Origin of the sequence: Candidatus Tisiphia endosymbiont of Ditula angustiorana (genome assembly GCF_964026425.1) — a bacterium.
Lineage (GTDB): Bacteria > Pseudomonadota > Alphaproteobacteria > Rickettsiales > Rickettsiaceae > Tisiphia.
The window spans coordinates 1,345,266-1,367,119 of the sequence record NZ_OZ032143.1; the positions used below are offsets into that span (position 1 = coordinate 1,345,266).

19 protein-coding genes, 2 tRNA genes and 1 pseudogene are annotated in these 21,854 nt (G+C 31.7%); 13 read left to right on the plus strand and 9 right to left on the minus strand.

The window, feature by feature from the left end; genetic code table 11:
- Nucleotides 1–236 precede the first annotated feature (236 nt).
- From AAGD29_RS06355 to AAGD29_RS06370, 3 genes and pseudogenes are all read right to left on the minus strand, one after another.
- Nucleotides 237–470, minus strand: a complete 234-nt coding sequence (locus AAGD29_RS06355; protein ID WP_341757511.1) for a hypothetical protein — start codon at nucleotides 468–470, stop codon at nucleotides 237–239.
- A gap of 423 nt (nucleotides 471–893) precedes the next feature.
- A pseudogene (locus AAGD29_RS10305) lies at nucleotides 894–1,783 on the minus strand (IS5 family transposase).
- Between the two features lie 434 nt (nucleotides 1,784–2,217).
- Nucleotides 2,218–3,705 (minus strand): carboxypeptidase M32, encoded by a 1,488-nt coding sequence (locus AAGD29_RS06370; protein ID WP_341757514.1) that lies wholly within the window; start codon nucleotides 3,703–3,705, stop codon nucleotides 2,218–2,220.
- Between the two features lie 157 nt (nucleotides 3,706–3,862).
- Between AAGD29_RS06370 and metG the strand changes: the two genes are divergently transcribed.
- Nucleotides 3,863–5,401: a methionine--tRNA ligase gene (gene metG, locus AAGD29_RS06375; RefSeq protein ID WP_341757515.1), complete on the plus strand. Its 1,539-nt coding sequence runs from the start codon at nucleotides 3,863–3,865 to the stop codon at nucleotides 5,399–5,401.
- A gap of 15 nt (nucleotides 5,402–5,416) precedes the next feature.
- On the opposite strand, the gene AAGD29_RS06380 is transcribed toward metG, so the two are convergent.
- The 5 genes from AAGD29_RS06380 to AAGD29_RS06400 form a co-directional block, all read right to left on the minus strand.
- Entirely contained in the window at nucleotides 5,417–5,737 is a 321-nt protein-coding gene (locus AAGD29_RS06380; protein ID WP_341758767.1) for a DUF721 domain-containing protein, read from the minus strand.
- Complete coding sequence (locus AAGD29_RS06385) at nucleotides 5,718–6,758, minus strand: UDP-phosphate alpha-N-acetylglucosaminyltransferase (RefSeq protein WP_341757516.1); 1,041 nt, start codon at nucleotides 6,756–6,758, stop codon at nucleotides 5,718–5,720. Before AAGD29_RS06385 ends, AAGD29_RS06380 begins: the two co-directional genes overlap by 20 nt.
- Nucleotides 6,755–7,435 carry a RadC family protein gene (radC, locus tag AAGD29_RS06390; protein ID WP_341757517.1) on the minus strand — a complete coding sequence of 227 codons (681 nt, stop codon included), beginning with the start codon at nucleotides 7,433–7,435 and terminating at the stop codon, nucleotides 6,755–6,757. The genes AAGD29_RS06385 and radC overlap by 4 nt, the downstream gene beginning before the upstream one ends.
- Nucleotides 7,436–7,443: 8 nt before the next feature.
- Nucleotides 7,444–8,238 (minus strand): type I methionyl aminopeptidase, encoded by a 795-nt coding sequence (gene map / locus AAGD29_RS06395; protein ID WP_341757518.1) that lies wholly within the window; start codon nucleotides 8,236–8,238, stop codon nucleotides 7,444–7,446.
- 654 nt (nucleotides 8,239–8,892) lie between these two features.
- Entirely contained in the window at nucleotides 8,893–9,453 is a 561-nt protein-coding gene (locus AAGD29_RS06400; RefSeq protein ID WP_341757519.1) for a cytochrome c oxidase assembly protein, read from the minus strand.
- Between the two features lie 135 nt (nucleotides 9,454–9,588).
- On the opposite strand from AAGD29_RS06400, the gene rpoH reads away from it, so the two are divergent.
- The 12 genes from rpoH (at nucleotide 9,589) to AAGD29_RS06460 (ending at nucleotide 19,849) form a co-directional block, all read left to right on the plus strand.
- Nucleotides 9,589–10,473 carry an RNA polymerase sigma factor RpoH gene (gene rpoH, locus AAGD29_RS06405; protein ID WP_341757520.1) on the plus strand — a complete coding sequence of 295 codons (885 nt, stop codon included), beginning with the start codon at nucleotides 9,589–9,591 and terminating at the stop codon, nucleotides 10,471–10,473.
- A 349-nt stretch (nucleotides 10,474–10,822) separates the two neighbouring features.
- Nucleotides 10,823–11,575 (plus strand): tol-pal system protein YbgF, encoded by a 753-nt coding sequence (gene ybgF, locus AAGD29_RS06410; protein ID WP_341757521.1) that lies wholly within the window; start codon nucleotides 10,823–10,825, stop codon nucleotides 11,573–11,575.
- Nucleotides 11,576–11,603: 28 nt separating this feature from the next.
- Entirely contained in the window at nucleotides 11,604–12,257 is a 654-nt protein-coding gene (locus AAGD29_RS06415) for a DUF2659 family protein (protein ID WP_341757522.1), read from the plus strand.
- A gap of 290 nt (nucleotides 12,258–12,547) precedes the next feature.
- Nucleotides 12,548–13,786: a PQQ-binding-like beta-propeller repeat protein gene (locus AAGD29_RS06420; protein WP_341758768.1), complete on the plus strand. Its 1,239-nt coding sequence runs from the start codon at nucleotides 12,548–12,550 to the stop codon at nucleotides 13,784–13,786.
- 122 nt (nucleotides 13,787–13,908) lie between these two features.
- A complete protein-coding gene (rplM, locus tag AAGD29_RS06425) occupies nucleotides 13,909–14,376 on the plus strand; it encodes a 50S ribosomal protein L13 (protein WP_341753937.1) in 468 nt (155 codons plus the stop codon).
- A gap of 6 nt (nucleotides 14,377–14,382) precedes the next feature.
- Nucleotides 14,383–14,859 carry a 30S ribosomal protein S9 gene (rpsI, locus tag AAGD29_RS06430; protein ID WP_341757523.1) on the plus strand — a complete coding sequence of 159 codons (477 nt, stop codon included), beginning with the start codon at nucleotides 14,383–14,385 and terminating at the stop codon, nucleotides 14,857–14,859.
- Between the two features lie 61 nt (nucleotides 14,860–14,920).
- Nucleotides 14,921–14,997: transfer RNA gene (locus AAGD29_RS06435), tRNA-Met, on the plus strand.
- A gap of 206 nt (nucleotides 14,998–15,203) precedes the next feature.
- Nucleotides 15,204–15,539, plus strand: a complete 336-nt coding sequence (locus AAGD29_RS06440) for a YraN family protein (protein ID WP_341757524.1) — start codon at nucleotides 15,204–15,206, stop codon at nucleotides 15,537–15,539.
- Nucleotides 15,540–15,697: 158 nt separating this feature from the next.
- Nucleotides 15,698–15,772: transfer RNA gene (locus AAGD29_RS06445), tRNA-Thr, on the plus strand.
- A gap of 75 nt (nucleotides 15,773–15,847) precedes the next feature.
- Nucleotides 15,848–16,753 carry an LD-carboxypeptidase gene (locus AAGD29_RS06450; RefSeq protein ID WP_341757525.1) on the plus strand — a complete coding sequence of 302 codons (906 nt, stop codon included), beginning with the start codon at nucleotides 15,848–15,850 and terminating at the stop codon, nucleotides 16,751–16,753.
- Nucleotides 16,754–17,323: 570 nt separating this feature from the next.
- Nucleotides 17,324–18,430 carry an ISAs1 family transposase gene (locus AAGD29_RS06455; protein WP_341757404.1) on the plus strand — a complete coding sequence of 369 codons (1,107 nt, stop codon included), beginning with the start codon at nucleotides 17,324–17,326 and terminating at the stop codon, nucleotides 18,428–18,430.
- Between the two features lie 258 nt (nucleotides 18,431–18,688).
- Nucleotides 18,689–19,849 carry an MFS transporter gene (locus AAGD29_RS06460; RefSeq protein WP_341757526.1) on the plus strand — a complete coding sequence of 387 codons (1,161 nt, stop codon included), beginning with the start codon at nucleotides 18,689–18,691 and terminating at the stop codon, nucleotides 19,847–19,849.
- Nucleotides 19,850–20,000: 151 nt separating this feature from the next.
- On the opposite strand, the gene AAGD29_RS06465 is transcribed toward AAGD29_RS06460, so the two are convergent.
- Nucleotides 20,001–21,845: an AAA family ATPase gene (locus AAGD29_RS06465; RefSeq protein ID WP_341757527.1), complete on the minus strand. Its 1,845-nt coding sequence runs from the start codon at nucleotides 21,843–21,845 to the stop codon at nucleotides 20,001–20,003.
- Nucleotides 21,846–21,854: the final 9 nt, after the last annotated feature.

Here is a 21,854-nt window from a genome sequence, read left to right on the forward strand (position 1 = left end):
ATTACCTGTAAATTGTAGCAATTTTCTAGCTTCACTATTATATAGTTTGCCATTATAGCAGTGAGGACAGCTATCACCACTACAAAAATTCTCAGGAGCTAAATAGCTGGTATTCGCATCCTTATAATCATCAAACCCATATTTACCTTGCCAATTACTACGATCTATCTTTTTGGGCTTATCGCACTCTTCTTCATTACCACCATTCCCGTTATCAGATTCACTTGGCGGTTCTTTTAATGAATCTGAACTATCTTTTTTTTGTTATCTGCCTTAAAACCAATCAGCATTTCCTTAAGCTTATTTATACTGACATTTGATGATGCTAGCTTGTCTATTAGTTCGTTACAAAATTTCACAAGTTCTATTATCACTTGCTGTTCATCTCCTGTTAATGAACTTGCCTTAATATGTTGTATTAGTTCTTCTCGTTCTTCAGAACTTAAGGTCGCTACTTTTGGCTTTTGCATTTCGATTAATTATCATTATTGTTAATATTTCAAATGTTATAATATGACTGGTACTTTTTTAACTAGTTTTTTTATTAATCGGTGATATTTGCATAGTAGAAACCCAAATTTATAAAATAAATTCATACCAGCAAAAAAATTTAATAGAGTTATGCAGTTTTGCTGCAAGTATACCTTGAAGCGGCTGATGCGAGTGCATTTTAACTTTTTTCATCATTCAATATGTGATTTTAATAATTAAAATCACATATTGAATGGAGTGTTATATTTTAACAATCAGGTGGGCGGCCGCTTCAAACCTGATTGTTTCTATATATAACACGAAAGTTCAATGTAACTTGTTACATCGAATTCAGGTTCTAATAGCCTTTGCAGGCTATTTTTTGGATTCCCGCTTTTAGCTAGGTTCTGTTGACAAAAATTTTAACGTAACCATATTAAAGTTCCAACGAAATTTAGAAAAGCTAAAAAAGTGGCTGGAGCTTATCAAATCTAGAAAATATACGCCTAAAATGTTTGATTTTACCAAATAAGCACTCAATTAAATGTCGTTCCTTATAAGTATGTTTATCATATTCACGTTGTACTTTACGGTTAGATTTTGGTGGTATAACAATCTCACACCTCTTATTTTCTAAACTTTCTACAAATGCACTACTATCGTATCCTTTATCGGCTATCACAGTCGTATTCTGAACATCTTGAGTAAGATTTCCCGCTTGAGTTATATAGTGAAACCTATTGAATTAGGTGATACAAATTTTGTGTCATACCTGCGAAAGCAGGTATCTAGATTCCCGCCTTCGCGGGAATGACAATTTACAATTGTTATGTTCTTTGTCACCTAATCCTATGGGCTTAACTATATCATTTCTTTGCCCAGCAGTTAGTATAAACTTTAATGGATTACCAAGACCATCAACAAGGGCATGAATTTTAGTACTAAAACCACCTCTGCTTCTACCTAAAGCCGCTTCTTCTTGATTACCTTTGATATATCCAGATGAGCAAGCATGTGCTCTCACAATAGTTGCATCAATCATAATTGATTCCATATCTGCATCTACTTTAACATAATCCATTAAATCCTCCCATATACCTTTGTCAACCCATCTCTTAAATCTGCGATAAATACTGTACCAACAACCATAATCATCAGGTAGAAGACGCCATTGGCAACCTGTTCTAACAATAAACCATATTGCTTCAATAAACTGTCTCATTTTTTCTTCATTCTTGTTGTGTATACCATTTCTTTCCTTAAAAAATGATAAAATTACTTCCCATGCTTGTTCTTCTATGTAATACTTCATATTGGTAGTTCCTTTTTTTGATAACTAAAAACTACCATTTCTTCTTACTATGGCAACTTTTTATTCCTCTTTCCTAACTATAATTTTTGTCAACAGAACCTAGGAATGATGGTATGGGCGAGTAAGAGCCAAAGGCTCGAACTACGAATCCGGGATATAAAAATGTTGAATAGTCTCTTGGTTATTTTTTTAGACCCCTGCTTTCGCAGGGGTGACATCGAAGGGGGATCAGGGGTGGTATCACCCTCTAATAAGGATGATACTAAGTTTAATATTAACTTGTTACATCGATATACTCTTCTACTTTGAAGAATTGTTTTTTGAAAATATCAGGAACTTGCGTACTCATGTACTAAATGTGTACCTAGTTCGCTCGCCCCTCATTTTCAAATCCAATTCGTAGGATCATTTGAGTATACTTGAGGTTAAATAAGTTATAAATACTTTTGTTGGAGATATTTTAAAAATATTTCCGATTGAATGCGATCTTCACCCGTAGCGTCTTTAATTAATTCACTGGTATTTTTTAATGAGCCATAGCTTCTAATATTATTATCTAAGAATTGGTTTACACCATTGAATTCTCCTCTTGTTATTTCCTTTTTTATATTGTGATTAACTTCCTGTGCTTTTTTCATGACCATTGAAGCAATAATTGCTCCATTAGTATAGGATGGAAAATAACCAAAACTGCCCATTGGCCAATGTATATCTTGTAAGCATCCGTCTCTATCGTTTTGTGGAGTAATGCCTAAATATTCCTGCATTTTATTATTCCAATAATGTGGTAGATCATCCAAAGATAGATCTCCGCTAATTAGTAATCTTTCTAGTTCAAACCTAACTATTACATGCATTGGATAAGTCACTTCATCTGCTTCTACTCTAATAAAACCAGGTTTGACTCTTGTCATTAATTTGTAAAGATTTTCTGCGGAATATTCTAGTCCTTTGAATCCAAATTCATCCTTAAGTAGCTTTGATAGATATTGACAAAATTCCCCTGACCTACCTACTTGCATTTCCATAAATAAAGATTGACTTTCATGGACAGCCATACCTTTAGCCTTACCTACTGGTTGGTTTTTATATTTGCTGGGCAAGCCCTGTTCATATAAACCATGACCAGTTTCATGCATAATCCCCATAATCCCTGAAATAAAATTATGCTCATTATATCTATTAGTTAACCTAACATCATCAGGAGTACCCCTACAAAATGGATGGGTTGATTCATCTAACCTACCTTTAGTGAGGTCAAAACCCATTATTTTCATAAGCCTTTTAGCAATTAGTTTTTGTTGTGCTTCACTAATACTATTAATGATAGGTAGAACATTTTCTTTACTTTGTTTTTCTACTATTTGACCAATTAATTCTGGTATAGTTTTTTTTAGATTATTAAACACTACTTTGACTTCATCAAGTGTGCGTTCAGGGTCATATGTGTCAAGTAAAGCATCATATACAGGACAGTTTAGTGCATTGGCTTTAGATTTAGCCATTTTTTGTACGCAATCTAATACTGTTTGTAGGTAAGGTTTAAGTGATAGATAATCATTATTTTTTCTAGCATCTCGCCAAATTAACTCACATTTTGCACTAGCAGTAACATACATTTTCCGTAAATCATCATCTATACATGTAGATTCTGTAATTCGTCTTTTTATTTCTCGTAAATTAGCTAACTGCCAAACATCAAGAGTGTTCACGTTTTCAGAGACAGATTCTATTAGTTCAGCTAATTTTTTCGATTGTAACCTAGAGTGGGCTATGGAAGATAGTAGTGCTATTTCGCTTGTTCTACTATCAATTGATCCATGCGGAATATTTACTGCGATATCCCAATAAAGTATGTTAATCACGTTATTAATTTGAGAAATTTGCTCTAACTCTTGTTCTAACAATGTATAATGTTTCATATAATTCCCTCTACTTCAAAAGTTGCTTTAATTATTTTTAATAGTATACATATTTAGCAAGAATAACTATAACAAATATAACCTCAGTTTTGGATTAAAATTAAAAATTTTAATCCAAAACTGAGGTAAATATAGGTTTATCCATTATAAATTCATTATGAAAAATACATATTATATTACCACCCCTATTTATTATGTTAATGATATACCTCACATAGGGCATGCTTATACAAGCGTTGCGTCTGACGTAATAGCAAGATTTATGCGTTTATCAGGTAAAGAGGTAATGTTTCTGACCGGTACTGATGAACATGGTCAAAAGGTAGAAAAATCTGCTATTGCCAAAAATGTTGAACCACAAATATTTACCGATACAGTATCTGAAACTTTTCGTACATTAATGCACTCAATGAACATTTCTAATGATGATTTTATTAGAACTACAGAAGCTAGGCATAAACAAGCGGTAAGTAGTCTATGGCAAAAATTGCTGGATAGTGGCAATATTTACCTTGATAGCTATAAAGGCTGGTACTCGACGCGCGATGAGGCTTTTTATGATGAATCAGAATTAACAGAAGATGGGCTAGCTCCGACTAAAGCTCCTGTTGAATGGCTTGAAGAACCAAGTTACTTTTTTGCCCTATCAAAATGGCAAGATAAATTATTAGATTTGTACGATACCAACCCTGATTTTATCAGACCAAATACTAGACGTAATGAAGTTATTAGTTTTGTCAAATCAGGGTTGCATGATCTATCCATATCACGTTCTAGTTTTAAGTGGGGGATTAAAGTACCAAATGACGAAAAGCACGTAATATATGTATGGCTTGATGCACTAACCAACTATATTTCGGCTTTAGGATATCCAAATGATACAAGCCAGTATAACAAATTTTGGCCGGCTGATGTTCATATAGTCGGGAAAGATATATTACGCTTTCATGCCGTATACTGGCCAGCATTTTTGATGGCAGCTGGCTTACCGCTACCAAAATGTGTTATGGCACATGGGTGGTGGACTAATGAAGGGCAAAAAATTTCGAAATCTATAGGGAATGTAATTGATCCATTGCAATTAATAAAAGAGTTTGGTTTAGATCCAGTTAGATATTATTTAATGAGAGAGGTAATATTTGGCTCAGATGGTAATTATTCTCGTAGTAGCTTAATCAATAGAGTTAATAGTGAGCTATCTAATAAAATTGGTAATTTATTACAAAGAACCCTAGCCTTTGTTTATAATAACAATGAGGCAAAAATTCCGTCAATTAGCAAGGAATCTATCGATAGCATTTATGAGTCATTTTTAATGAAGCTATCCCACCAAATTATATCAGACAATTCACTGTTCATTAAGACTTTTGCTATTAATTCTGTGTTAGAAAATATTATTACTTTAACCGAAGAAGCCAATATTTACATAGATCGAGAAGCTCCTTGGCAGTTAAAAAAAACTGATCCTGTAAGGATGAATGAGGTGTTATATACGCTACTTGAGACACTAAGATATATTGCTGTAATGTTACAACCATTTATCCCTGATTCGGCTAATAAAATGCTTGATCAGCTTGGTGTACCAAAAAATCAGAGAATGTTTAAACATTTAACAAAGGAGTTTACTTTAGCTCTAGGTAGTAACATTAACCAGCCAGAGCCGATATTTCCAAGATTTCAGGATAATACTCGATGAAAATAGAAGTCTATTCTAGTTATTTCTTGTAGCATATATTGTAGTTCTTAAACTATGTATGGCCTTAAAACCTAGATAAACGGAAATACGCTCAATAATTATCTGTTGATGAAATGATAGTTCTAAGGCGATGCTCGAATTTTCCACTTGTACATGTAAAATATTTATTCTCTGTCCTTTCTCTTTAGGGCTAGATATTTTTAACGGGCTAGTTTTGGTACTAAATTTCGATCCAACAATCTTGCTCCAATTAATCATAATTTCTGCAAGCAATGGGTGCTGTTTACCAAAGATTCGTCTAATAATTATGTTGATGTCATGGCTGAGCGGTTTCATGGGCAAAATTAATTATTGTAACCATTACTACTAATATAGCAAAGATAATTGATAATAAAGGAAAGTACAGAGAAATAATTGATAATACCATGAGTAATATATTGCATATTATAATTCTACTCACTACTTCCCTATGACTCTTACCATTTCTGACTGCTTTTTGAAAAAAATGCTTTAAATGAGGTTGCCAAATTTTCTCCTTATTAACTAGTCTAATTAGTATGGTTAATCCTCCATCTGCTAGGTAATATAAGCTAGCAATAGATGAGGCAACAAACAAATGAACACTAGATGCTGAAATAAGTAGCAAACATAAACCTAATAAAAATCCTAAGCTTATACTACCTACATCTCCTAGAAAGATTTTGGCAGGATGCCAGTTAAATATCAAAAAACCTATGGAACATGCTAATATAATGATGTTAAGCATAATTATAAAATTTATATTTATTATTATATCAGATTTTAGATAACAAAGTATCAATATAGTGATCGATAAATGAATAGATTCAGCACCACTAATGCCATCTATTCCATCAAGAAAATTATAAATATTTAAAAAGACAATCAATCCTATTATAAAGACAATCAATCCTATTATAGATAGCACAAAATCAATATATAAAGGTAATTCGTGATGAAACAATACTGCTGGAGATAAAAATAAAAAAATGGCTATTGTAGAACAAATTATGTGAAAAATTAGTCTTACAAATATCGGAATAGAAATAAGATCATCTAAAAATGAAATGGTGGAAATGATCAGCAGTAAAGGTACAATTTTAATTGAGTTTATCAGAGTTTTTGCCCCAAAATATTCATAGGCGATAAGAGCAATTATTACCACTATAACTATCGCAAGCCCACCTCCTCTTGGTGTGATTCTACTATGTACTCTACGTGGATCTGGTATATCCACCACTCCAAAAGATGGAAGGCTAGAAATCAATAGCCAAGTAAGAAAGCTTGTTGCTATAAAAGATAATAAAAACAAAAAACTATAATTAATAAAGTTACTCATAATAGCATATTAGACTTAAAACTGAAATATTCATTGGCTGTAATAATTACGTGGTCATGAACCGATATGTTCATATTAGCACAAGTTTCTACTATTTTGTGTGTTAGTTCAATATCGGTATTTGAAGGCTTACTAACACCACTTGGATGATTATGTACCAATATAATTGCACCAGCTTCATTAAATAAAGCTCTTTTAATTATTTCTCTTGGATATATTGTTGCCTGATCTATAGTGCCTTGGCTTAAAACTTCATCAGCAATTAGGACATTCTTTTTATTTAAAAATAAGATACGAAATTGTTCTGTCTTCATGCTACCCATCGTTGCTTTTAGATAGTCTATTAGAACGTTCCAAGAACTAATTACATTTTGATTTATTACTTTTTGTTTTAGCATTCTGTTAATTAGTTCACGCATAATGACAAAATTTACATATAAATTATCATTAGTTCCTTTAATATTAAGCAATTTCTCTTTATCTGTATTTATTAAATTAGCGAGACTACTAAATTGTGTTAATAATTCCTTTGCTAATGGTTTTACATCTTTTCTAGGTATTACAAAAAATAATATCATTTCAAGTAATTCATAATCTGCAAGATTTTCTGCAGAAACAATAATACGTTGTTTTAGGCGTTGTCTATGCCCAATATAATGGGGTATATCATCTTTCATATTTAGTTTTACAATAAGTCTGTTTTATAAGGTGGATGTATCAAATGTTTTGGTGATAAAGTAAAAATGTCAAAACCATCTTTGGTTACGCCTAAACTATGCTCAAATTGTGCTGATAATGATTTATCACTTGTTGTGACTGTCCAACCGTCTAATTTACTTAGATGAGTGGAATAATGTCCAGCATTTACCATTGGTTCAATAGTAAAAAACATACCTTCCTCCAAGACCAAGCCAGTGCCAGCTTTGCCATAATGTAGAACAGTTGGTTCTGTATGAAATATACGCCCTATCCCGTGACCAGTATAATTTCTAACAACTGAATAATTATGTTTTTCAACATAAGTTTGTATAGCATTTCCGATATCTCCTAAATATACTCCTGGTTTTACTAGTTCAATTCCTATCATCATAGCATCATAAGTAACCTGCACTAAGCGTTTTGCTTTAATTCCTACATCACCAACATAATACATTCTACTAGTATCACCATACCATCCATCGACAATTACAGTAACGTCGATATTTATTATATCGCCATTTTTAAGGAGTTTATCATTTGGAATACCATGGCATACTACATGATTAACAGAAGTACAAATTGATTTTGGAAACCCATTATAGTTTAAAGGTGCGGGGATTGCATTATTGGACACAATAAACTCATGGCAAAGATCATTTAAATAGATCGTACTCACTCCTGGTTTTACGTAATCAGTAATAAAATCTAGGGTTTCTGCAGCAAGTTTGCCTGCAATATGCATTTTCTTAAAGTGTTCTTGTGAATGAATTGTTATGGTCATAATATATATATAATAAATTGAATGAACGGTATATATACTCTTCTGCTTTGAAGAATTGTTTTTTGAAAATATCAGGAATTCACGTACTAATGTAACCTCGAGTGTCGATGTAATAAATTAATACTAGGCTCGGTATCATCGCGAGTAGGGGTGATGTCATCCCTACTCGCGATTATGTCATCCCAGCGAAAGCTGGGATCTAAAACTATATAACATACCTTCTATGCTATTTTTTTAGACCCCTGCCTACGCAGAGGTGACATCCACAGCTGTCGAAAGTTAGAAGAGGAAGCGGTTTTAGAAGTCATAATGACAGTTTAAAAGTTGTCGGCTTATAACCGCTGTCATTGCGAGAAGGCGTAAGCCGACGAAGCAATCCACTTATGGTTACTTTTTTTGGATTACTTCGTCGACCTACGGTCTTCCTTGCAATGACGTTACCCTATTTAAAACCCCTTCCTCTTCTAACTTTCGACAGTTGTGGGGTGACATCCGGGGTGCAGGGATAACACCCTAGGCTATTAAACCGATTTCTTACATCAAATGAGGTTAATGTACTAAATGTATACCTAGTCCGCTTACCCCTTGTTTTTTTATGTTCCCATTCTTCAAATCACTTGAGTATAATATACTAAATTTCTACTTTTTAAATTATTATTTGAACTTCATTGAATCTTTTTCAATGGTTCTTACCTTATAAAAACTATAAGATAGGGTTATTGTATCCACATCATTCATTTCTTTATCTTCCTCAAAATCAGAGTCTATAAAAAATGTCACTGGCATCAACATTTTTTCTCCTGCTTTTAATAACTGTTCTTCAAAACAAAAACAATGTATTTTAACAAAATATTTACCAGCTTTATTAGGTGTAACATTATAAACGGAAGTGCCTATTATATCATCGTTACTTAGATTTTCAGACTCATAAAAAATTAGTGTATTTTGTCCTAGGGTAACTTTAGACCTCCTTTGCTTAGGAATAAATCGCCAAGGTAATTTACTGTCAACATTGGAATCAAATTCTATAGTTATGGTTCTAGTTCCTTTTTTAGGAGAATATATATTGAGTTCCTGTCTTGTGGTAGTGCCACCATATCCAGTGACTTTACAAAATAAATTGTAAATTGGTATTGATGCAAAGCTTAAAAAAACCATGCTAAGTACTAAACTAACTAGGGCTAAGGCAAAATTTCTATTAGATTTTTGTAACACTATGTTGCTCTCTTTTTGTAAAAAGTCAAATTTCAATTTTTTACAAGAAGTCTATTTAAAATATTTTAAACTTATGATATTATGTACCCATTCTAGTATATCCTTAAGTAAAGGAATCTATTTTAAAGGTATTATATGACTAACAAAATCAGTGTGCCAGTAATTTCTGCAGAATCAGGGTTTTATCAATATTTGCAAAAGATCAATAAAATTCCGTCACTTTCACAAGAGGAAGAATTTCTACTTGCCAAAGCCTATCTTGAGCAGAATGACCTAGAAGCTGCTCATAAGCTAGTAACTAGCCACTTGAAATTGGTAGCAAAAATTGCCATTAGATATAGAAATTATGGGCTACCTCTAAATGAGCTTGTGTCAGAAGGGAATTTAGGTCTTATGCAAGCAGTAAAGAAATATAATCCTGATTTAGGTTTTCGCTTGTCTACTTATGCTTTGTGGTGGATTAAAGCTTCAATCCATGAATATGTCCTAAGATCTTGGTCTTTGGTTAAAATGGGTACTACGGCAGCACAAAAAAAGTTATTTTTCAGCCTTGGTAAAATTAAGCATAAAATCACTAACCTATATTCAAGAGCTGTTACAGATCAAGATTTTATTCAAATTGCTCAAGAACTTGGAGTGACTAAGAATGAAGTTAGTGAAATGAATTCTAGGTTATCTGGTTCAGACTTATCATTGAATAATTTGGTAAATAGTGGAAATGATAACAGTGATAGCGAACTAATTGAATTTTTACCGGAAACTCGTCCAAGCCAAGAGCTAAGATTAATTAGCCAAGAGGATTCTGTTAACAAACATAATTTGTTAACACAAGCGATGAAGATATTAAATGATCGTGAATTACATATTCTCACTGAGCGTAAATTAAAAGATTCTCCAAAAACTCTTGATACTCTTAGTATAGAATATAAAATCTCTAAGGAAAGAATTAGGCAGATTGAAAACACAGCATTTGAGAAAGTGAAAAACTTTATATTGCAACAGATGCCAAAAGCTGTTTAAGGGTTTATGCATAACTCATAATACGCGAATTCGGGATAAGAATTAACTAATTCTTATCTCGAATTGGGGTATAATACCATTTCCCATTATTAACTACGCTATTTAGCGCTACAGTGTAGTACTAATGTTAAAACGATGTCATCCCAGCGAAAGCTGGGATATAATAATGTTTAATAGTCTTTTAGGCTATTTTTTTAGATTCCTGACCGAAGCGGGAATGACAGCTCTAGGTAGTAACTACAACTGTAGTATTAGCGTAGTTAATAATGGGAAATGGTATAATGTGGCTAAAACAACGTCATTTAGTATACTCAGATGGTGTTACAACATTTAAATTAAATATTAATTCATGAAAGCAGTTTCTATATATTTATTGATTATTTTAATTTCTACGCAAGTATTTGCTGGAAATCAAATTACTAGAAAAGGTTTGAAATTTGATTCATCTAATGATTGCACAGAAAGATTAGATATTTTGGAGAAAGAGAATCAACACTTACTTGGCAGAGTCGAAATAATTGAACATACTATTGCCAAATTAGAGAGAATTTTAGCCTCTACAAAACAAGAGGTAATAAGTTCTGAGGATACCAGTACAGCAAAAAATTTAGCAGATGATTCTATAGTTGGCGATGTCTTTGAAATACCAGCTACTAAAGAAGTACAAAAAGAAGTTGCGTCGTATAATATTGCAAAACCCATCTCGGGGATAGCAAAAGATAAGCAACTTTATGACTTAGCACTTGCCTCTTTAAAAGATAATAAATTAACCGATGCAGAAGAAAAATTTGCAAATTTTTTAAAAAATTACTCTAATAGTCCTTTGGTAAGTAATGCATATTTTTGGTATGGAGAATCTTTTTTTAGACGTAATATGTTTGATAAAGCGGCTATAAATTATCTAAAAGGTTACAAACAATCACCAAAAGGCTCTAAAGCTTCTGACTCATTGTTAAAATTAGTATTATCTCTTGGGGAATTGAAGAAAATACAAGAGGCATGTTCTATTCTTGATAAACTTGAAACAGAATTTCCGAGTAGATCAGCTACATCAATAAAAAGAGCTAAGGATGCAAGAACCAAATTTGCTTGTAAGCGTTAGGTTCTTATGAACAAAAAGGTAAATAATAATGACTGACATTTTAGAAGAAGTCTTAAATGATAAAAATGAAGAAAAGAAACTTTATTACTTTAAAAAACTTCTTCCTATAACTATAATCCTCGCACTAATAGTTGTATTATTTATGCTAATAAACAATTGGCTTGATGGTAAGAAAATAAAGAATAATCAAAAGACAGGTGATATTTTAGTTAAGTCTATGTCGCTTATCAATGACAACAAAGATCTAACCATAAAGTCGTTGGATAATTTAATTGAAACAAGTAATAATAAAGTAGGGGAGCTTGCTGCTATCGAACAAGTCAGTATAAAAATACAACAAGGAGATTTTATAGAGGCTAGAACTTTATTAAAGAAAATTATTGATAACAAGAATTATGCCGAATTAACAAGTGCATATGCACGTCTAGTTTGGTTAAGTTTAATGATAGATGAAACAAATTTATCTAATGTAAACATTAATGAAATCGAGGAATATTTAAATTATTTTGATGATGAGAATAAACCATTCTTTGGTACTGCAAATATTATCAAAGCAATTTGGTATATTAACAACAACTCAAAAGATTTAGCAGAAAATACTTTGAAAAAGGTAATATCACTAGAAAGTACAACTCAAGTAGTTAAAGAGCAGGCTAAAGCTTTACTTTCAAACTTACAATAAACCTCAATTCGGGATAAGAATTAGTTAATTCTTATCCCGAATGGGCTTTAATATAAGGAAAAATGCATTCTTAAAGCGGCTAACGCGAATGCATTTTAAACCTTTCTAAAGCTAAAAACATGATTTTAAAAGATTAAAATCATGTTTTTAGCAAAATGGATTGCCACGCTCACATACGTTCGCTCGCAATGACATATACGTCTATAAAACGTCATTGCGAGGAGACCGTAGGTCGACGAAGCAATCTATAATTTCACCGAATTCGCGTAATAACAAAGGCTTAAATTATGATAAAACAACGATTAATTATTTTCTTACTACCTTTTATTCTAACTTCTTGCGGCCTTGGAGCTAAAAAGATTAAAAATATTGTAGAATTAACTCCTAGATTATCTGTAGAAAGTAATGAAACAATTCAAATAGATTCTACTGTAAAAACAAATATATTTAGCCCTGAACAGCTGCAAAATAAGGAATATACTGTTGCAAAATATAAAATAATATCAGAGCCAATTTTTAATAAAGCTGTTGCCTATACCATTGATACTAAAGGTAATATTTCCGCTTTTTCTATGAAAGATAAATCTATTATGTGGTCATATAATATCAGCACTAACAAGAGTGATTATTATGTTGGTGGAGGGATCTTATGCCACAATGATAAACTATATGTTACCTATGGTTCAAGATTCTTGGTAGTATTAGATAGTAGGTCAGGTCATGAAATAATCAGAAAAGAGTTGCCTGATATTACTAGAGTAAAACCGGTATTAATTAATAATCATACTATTGTAGTTCAAACAGTAACTAATCAAATATTAGCGATTAATATTGATAACTTAAATTTTGTTTGGCAACATGAAGGTGTAGTAGAAACTTTGTCATCAAGTTACCATGTTAGCCCAATAGTACAAAATAATCATGTAATAGTAAACTATAATTCAGGGCAAATTCTTGCTCTAGAAGCTAGTAGCGGCCAAGTTTTATGGACTAACGATTTATCTCATCAAGAAATAGGTTTACCAAATTTTGAGGCAGCCTCTATATTATGCAAACCTATTGTCAATAACTCTCATATATATATAGCTAATAGTGCTGGTAAGATAGTAAAGTTAGATATCATGACGGGTAATATTCTTTGGCAAACCAAAGCTTATGATGTGCAATCCATGCTGTTAGCTGGTAATAGTTTATTTATAACAAATAATGCTGGACAAATAGCTGCTATAAGTACTGATTTTGGTAAAGTCAAGTTTGTAGCAGATCTAAATGATGGGAAAGATATTAAAAAAGTTAAAGCTGCATCATTCCTACCCCCTATAATTGGTAAGGTAGTTGAGACAAAAGAGTGGAATTTAAATATTATTTCCACTAAAGGTGAATTATATAGTTTCCAATCAGATGTTAATGGTAATTTAAGCACTACTCCACAGATTACTAAAATTACTAAAAATATTGAATATCATGGAAAAACCTGCTGTGGTAGTATGTATTTTGCTACTGATAAAAAAATTATGTTTGTCGAGTAGTCAAGAACTATGTTAAATATATATTTACATTTATCTTGACAAAATAGTGGTTATAATGCTATTTAGTATAGCCTAGGCTGGGACAATGATAACATTAATTCTAATTAATAAAGATATATAACGTGAAAACTTATTCTGCAAAACCATCACAAATTCAGAAGAAGTGGTGGGTCATAGATGCTAAAGACCTTGTATTAGGTAGACTTGCTAGTGAAGTAGCTAAAATCTTACGCGGCAAACATAAGCCTTCCTTCACTCCTCATTTAGATTGTGGAGATTATGTAATAATAATTAATGCCAAGCATATTTGCTTGACAGGTAAAAAATCAGACCTTAAAGATGGTAAGTTTTATTATCGCCATACTGGTTTTCCAGGTGGAATAAAGGATACAACAGCTGGAAAAATTCTGTCTGGTAAGTATCCTGAACGTGTCGTTAAGCTTGCTGTAAAAAGAATGATTACGCGAAATGTTTTGGGATCAAAGCAGATGGGTAATCTATATGTCTATGCAGAGAATGAACACCCACATAAAGCTCAGCAACCTGAGTCTTATGATTTTGCAAGCAAAAATACAAAGAATAAAAAATAGTGAATTATGACAACATTAAAGGTTCAAAGCGAAAAAACCAAAAGCGATACAGTTCAGAGTAAGTTAGTTAAGCCTAAAACGCCTGTAGGAAGCAGTGATAATAAAGTCTATGGTACAGGTAGAAGAAAAAGTGCAATAGCTAGAGTTTGGTTAAAAAGCGGTAGTGGCAAGGTAATTGTCAACAAAAAAAATATGGAGCAATATTTCACTCGTGAAGCTCATACCAAATCTCTCTTGCGACCATTTGTTGTAACCAATACTGCTGGACAATATGATATAATATGTACTGTCAGAGGCGGTGGAATATCAGGACAACTGGGTGCTGTATTACACGGTGTTTCTAGAGCTCTTGACAAAATTGCACCAGAATTTCATAGTATTTTACGCAAATCCGGTTTCTTAACAAGAGACTCAAGGGTTGTAGAACGGAAAAAATATGGTAAGCATAAAGCTAGAAAAAGTACTCAATTCTCTAAACGTTAAAATTTTACAGAGTCTGTTTGTAGTTGTCTAGCATGTGATTTTCTGAAGCTCTTTCCATCATGGCGGGGTAGCTCAGTTGGTTAGAGCAGCGGAATCATAATCCGCGTGTCGGGGGTTCAAATCCCTCCCTCGCTACCAAAATGCTAATTCATGTGGTGGTTTGTTATCTAGAATTTGTATAATGGGGGTTTTCATAATAAGAATCAACAAATAATTCTTTAAAGCATTAAGTATACTGCGATTTTTTTTATATTTTATATATGAAAGTCATTAGTGCTACTTGATATATATGCTATTATGCGGTGAATGTACTCGAAATTCTTCAAGTTCTTGCAAACATTATTATGAAAAGGATTACATTCGGTTTAATAGCTGAGTATGTGGCTATTGTTATTTATAAAATTAAATTTTATCAAATTCTTCACCATCGTAAAAGATATTATGTTGGTGAGATTGATATTATCGCCCTACGTGGGAAACAACTTGTTTTTATAGAGGTAAAAGCAAGGCGTTCTGACGTTGATGATCGGATATTATCAACTCATCAACAAGCAAGAATAAAAAGATCTGCTAGTGTATTTTTAAGCTCTAACCCAAAATACCAAAATTATCAAGTTAGATTTGACCTAATAATTATTAAACCTTACAGTATACCAATTATTATTGAAAACGCATGGTAATAGAGTTTTTTTTACTAGACGAAAAAGAATCTAATTATACACTATACACTCAAATGCTAACTGACTAAGTAATTATTTTAAAATTATTGCTTGACCAATAAAGCAATATATGTCAAAAAGATCATACTCATATAGTCTGAGACTTCTCTTAAAACTAGGCCGCTATAGCTCAGAGGTAGAGCACATCATTGGTAATGATGAGGTCGTAGGTTCAATTCCTACTAGCGGCACCATATTAGTATCAATCTTTTTATTTTAAATCATAAATTAAAGAAAGGATATAATTTTAAATGCCTTAAGAGATTTCAATGAAAAAATTAATTATAGATGTTGTAGCTCCTTCTTCAAAAACGCTTGGTATGTACCAATATTTTGATCAGATCCAAGCATTATTTAAGAATTATTATAATATACAAATAAGTATTGCAGATAACATTATTGATGATTCAAGTGTATTTAGTGCCTCAACATTAGAAGTAAGACTACAAAGTTTTATTTCAGCTTTACAAAATCTAGATTCAAATGTTATATGGGCTTATAGAGGAGGATATGGTTCTATGGAATTAATTCCTTTTTTGAGACCTCATATGTTCAATAAATATAAAGTATTAGTAGGCTTTAGCGATATTACTGCGTTACACTTATATTTTAACCAAATAATAGGGTGGTCATCTTTACACGCTACAGTTTTAGACAGAATAGTGCGAGGCGTAAATGCTCAAGACCACATTGATATAATCAATGTTCTTTTAGGTAATACTAAAAATTTTACTTATGATCTTTATCCTATAAATGCAATAGCAAAAAATTTGACGAATAGAGAGTCAATTTTAGGACAAATCCTTGGTGGTAATTTATCTATGGTGCAATATTCTCTTGGTACAAACTGGCAACTTAATTCTACCAATAAAATATTAATTTTTGAAGATGTAGGAGAAAGAGGTTATAGAATATTTGCAAGATTAGAACAATTAAAACAAGTAGGAATTTTAGAAAAAAGCCAAGCAATTCTTTTCGGTGAATTTACAAACGGAGAGGAACAAGATGGTAGAGATCTTACACAAACGGCAATTCAAATTGCAGTAGAAAATTCACAAGTACCTGCCTTCTTTATAAAAGATATAGGACATATAGCACGAAATCTACCACTGCCATTAGGTACATCAGCTGTTATTAGTCAAAATAAATTATTAATTACTAATCCGTTTATTTAAAATAAATAGAGTTGCATAAAAATTTCTGACTATAATTAGGAATCCCCCTGAAACCCTGATAGGAGGTGGCGTACCCTAGTGGATGATTTCCGAACAAAAAATGAAGAAAGATTTACTAGTAAAAATTGATTTATTTGTTAGTTAAATTATATTATTCAAATTTTTTGGAGATAATGCATTTCATTTGCCTATAATATCATTATATTTTATTACACTCGATAATCAAGTTTTTTCTAAGGCATACAATTCAGGGCGATTTAAAAGTCGCAACTAAAGATTAAATATCTGTTGGAGTTATAATCTAATATTAGCTTGGGTTTAGAAGGGAAAGTGATAGAATTGTAGTAAGAATATTTGGTATAAGCTTGAAAAGTTTGGATAATATTTTGCCGTTGTAATGATTATATTGCAAGGATTGTAGCCTGAACGTTAATTATTTCTGGCTAATATGTAGAACGATTAAAAATTTTTAAAAAATTAGATGAAAGTAAAGAAAAATCTAGAATATAATAGATGATAATAGTATAAGTACTCCGTTAAAGATTTTTCAACTATAAATAACGGAGCATTATGAGTATATCTTTATCTCTAGAAAAAGTCAAAGATTTTAGAAAAGCTCGTGGTAAGAGATATAGTGCAGCGAGTGTTATAAAACTTATAGTAGTAGGTTTATTAAGTAATAGAAATAATTTAAAATCTATTTCTAGATTTGCTAAAAGTTTTAGCCCAAAAGAATTGGTAATGTTAGGTTTTAATAGGAATAAAGCACTTTGCTATAGTAATTTAACACTAATTATCCGTAAAATTTCTCCAGAGAGTTTAAGGGAAGTGATATTAGAACTAATCCAATATATATGCCAAGTTAAGAACATAGGTTATGATGTTATTCATATTGATGGAAAAACCCTGTGTGGTAGCAATAGCCATGGGAAAGAAGAGCAAAGGCAAATTTTGACTGGGTTTAGTAGCCAGCTTAAAGCTATTACTGGCTTTATAGAAATAGAAAATAAAAACGAGTATGGTTCTATGCTAGAGTTTTTATCAGAATACGATATTAAGGGAAAAATTGTGACAGCAGATGCATCATTTTGTCATGAAGATATATGTGAAGAAGTTGTTAAACAAGAAGGAGAATTTGCTTTTACTCTGAAAAGTAATGAACCTAATTTGCATTATTATAGCAGCAAAGTTTTTGATGAAATAGCAGAAAAAGGGCAAGAAGTCAGGAGTTTTGAAGAAAATACCGATTTACAACATGGGAGAATAGAGAGAAGAAAAATTGAGGTAATTGATATGCCATTTGAATATCTGAACGGCTTTCGGCACATCAAACAAATATGTAAAATTAGCCGAGAGCGAGATAAGAAAAATAAAACTAATAGCTATGAACAAGAGAATGTGTTTATGATAACAAGTCTCGGAAGCGAGTTTAATCCAAAGAGCTTGCTAAAGTTCAATAAGAATCATTGGTCATGTGAGAATAATTTAAATTGGGTCAAAGATACAGTTTTTGGGGAAGATAAGTCAACTATAAGTATAGGAAAGGCTCCCTTGGTAATGTCATTACTCCGGACAATAACTATTTCTGTAATAACTTTATTTTCAAACAAAATTACTGAAACCAGAGAAAATTTTAATAATTATAGACACAAACTATTTAAGGTTATGACAACTTAAAGTTGCGACTTTTAAATCGCCCTGCATACAATTCATGATAGTTTATGTCATCCGAGCTACGGCGGGGATCTCAAAAACCTTTACGTCTAAGGTGTTTTTGTATTTTTAGATTCCCGCCTACGCGGGAATGACATCTTCTCGACTTCTTTTTATGACTTTTAAACTGTCCTGAATTATATAACTCAATAAAAACTTGATTATCGAGTTACATATCTCTTAATTAACAAGTTGTTTCTGAATTTTACAAAGATTATTTTTATGTATTTATTTATTACTATTTTAATTATGGAAATTTTAGTGGGAGCTGAGATAGATTTATTTGTTCCTAGTTTTCCAGAAATACAAACTATCTTTAATATTTCTACTTTTGAAGTAGAGTTATTACTTGGAATAAACTTTATAGGACACTGTATCACTTCCTTAATTGTTGGAAATTTAGGGGATAGATTTGGTAGAAAAGCAATTATTATTATAGGTTTAATAATATTTGTGATTGGTAGCATATCTTGTGCGTTTGCAATGGATTATTATGTATTGCTATTAGGTAGATTATTACAAGGCATCGGTATTGCTGGAATAGCAGTATTAGGTTATGTAGTAATTGCTGATATCTATTCCGCTGAACAACAACAACAAATGTTGGGGATTCTTAATGGAGCCATTACCTTGGGGATGGCTTTTGCTCCAGTAATAGGAAGTTATGTAAGTTTTTTGCTTGGTTGGAGAGGTAATTTTTCTATATTGTTAGCACTGGGATTAATTTGTTTTTTACTTGGAATATTATTCATTCCTAAAAGTCAAGTAAACTATAATGTTAAAATATCACTAAGAGAATATAATGTAATTTTTAAATCAAAGAAGACTATCTATTATTTAATAATTGCAATTTTTATTTTGCAGAGTTATTGGGTTTTTATTGCTATTTCTCCTATCTACTATATGCGAGACCTAGGAGTACCTATTCAACAATTTGGTTTTTATCAAGGGGTTATGGCGGCAATATGTTGTATTGGCAATTTTTCTAGTAGTTATTTTTTGAAAAGATTTGGACAAAAAAAATGTTTATTTTTTGGTATTTTAATGCTTAGTGCATTTATTATTTCTGCTATAATCTTAGTAATATACAAGATTAATGATCCATTAATAATAACTATAGTGATCCAATTAATTGCTATTGGAATAATATTTCCTTGTAATATTTTATGGCCCTTAATGTTAGAAACTATACCAAATGCTAAGGGTAGAATTACTGCCGTAGCAATGTCAGGAAGATTTATTGTTACTGCAATATGTGTACAATTAGTTAGTTATTTTCATCATGGTACTTTTCTACCATTAGCAATTGTCATGTGTACTACTATAATTATTACGTTAATTACTTGTTATAAATTATTACAAGAATATAAAATACTTAATTAGCCTGAATTCGATGTAACTTGTTACATCGAATTCAGGCTAATTATAACAAAGCTCTGCCCTTAACAGGGCTTTTATAGTTAGCCCCAAATAACCATTTTAAAGAGTGAATTTTGGTTATAGGGGTAAAGAATTTATGTATACAATATTTTTCTTAATCAATTTGGTATTCTAGTACTACTTTTTTGCCACAGAAGACCATAGAGATTTTTACAATCTTCTTGACATGTTTGTGTTCTCCTATCGTAGTATCATATTGTTTATCTATAATTTGCTTTAAGCCTGTTTTTGCAATGGATTCTAAATTTTCAGTAGGTTTAGCTATTTTATATTCAATGATCAGTGCGTTATCTCTAAGTCCAGCTATAGGGATTAATATATGATCACATCTACCATATCCAGTTTCCTTATTTGATTCTATCATATATTGACTGACTAGGGGAGCAAGCAACCCTCCTATTAAATTATGGTAATCCTTTTCCTCCGTTAAATCATGATAACTAGTTGATCTTAACAAATACTCTTGTAATCTTTCTCCAAACTTATCTATTTGTTCATTAATCAATAAGTTAATAAAATTATCATACTCATTCATTTTTATGGTTAATTTTTTAGTGAGCCATTTTATAACCCTTTCTACATAGATGTTGCGTACTTCCTTATTAGGTATGGTGAAACAATATCTAGGGTCTTCTTTATTATCATTAGCGAGATTTGCATTCAGATAACCAGTGAATAATAATAAGCTATAAAATATATTTTGATTATCTTCAATTTCTGTTAAAGAAATTTGTTTATATAATTTCTTTACTATACCTTCTCCCTCTAATAGTTTAGTTAGATCTTCTTGTATTTCATCTGATACAAAAACTTTATCGATAATGTTAGTCCCACCACTATCTAGCCAATAGTGATCAAGCTCGCCCTCACGTGCAAGACATTGCATAATTGACCATGGGTTGTAGATGATCTCTCCACCAAAGGTGTAACCATTATACCAGTTTTTAATTTCTTCGGGATTAGTTTTGGTTGGGACGACGGTTAATAGCTCATCAACTTCTGCTTGGGTGAAGCCATAAAACTTAGCAAAATTTTTATCAAGTAAGGTATATTCACTAACATTATTCAAATCGGAAAATAAATTAGCTTTAGCAATACGCAAGATGCCAGTTATTACTCCTTTTTCTACATAAGGGTTGCTCTTTAAGCCGCTGCCAAATATTCCGCGGAATATCTTTAGTACATCATCAAACTCTTTTGATTTATCGCCAAATTCAATGTATGAACTGTTAATTGGTGTATCATATTCATCGATTAATATATAAACTTTTTGGTTAAAATGTTTGTAAAGTATTTCACTTAAAAACCTTAAACTATACTTTAAATCTTCTTTAGTCAGCTCTTCTGTAAAATATCGTTCTAATTTTGCTTTTTGTACACTATCTAACAGTCCTATGTCTTGAGTTAGGTAATGTTTTAAATAATAATGATTCGCAAATAGTTGTATAACCTGATTCCGTATACCGCTTTCAATTTCTTGGTAACTGCTGCCCTTAACATCCTTGAAATTTATAGAAATAACCGGATAATTACCTTGTTGAACCATAGCGTATTCATTACTATTAATCTTTAAAGGTTTTAGAGTCCTTTCACCTTTAATACCTAAATCTACTGTACCTCCAAGGAATAGTTTGTTATTTATCTTTTGTTCTAGTGGTAAAGGCTTGCCTTTTTCATCTACTTCAATTTCAAAGAATTTCCGGAGCATATCCATATTCAGGCTCTTACCCCAGCGTCTTGGTCGAGTAATTAGGATCACTTCTCCACTATCCTCTAGCAACTCTTTGATCATTAGACTTTTATCAACAAATACATCACTGTTTAACAACAATGTTTTAAAGTCATCAGTACCTGTTCTCATTTTAGGCAATTTATTATGATCTTTAACAATGTTAGTTTTTTTGTGATGTAAGTTAGTATCAGAGAGTTTGACTATCATATTAGTTGA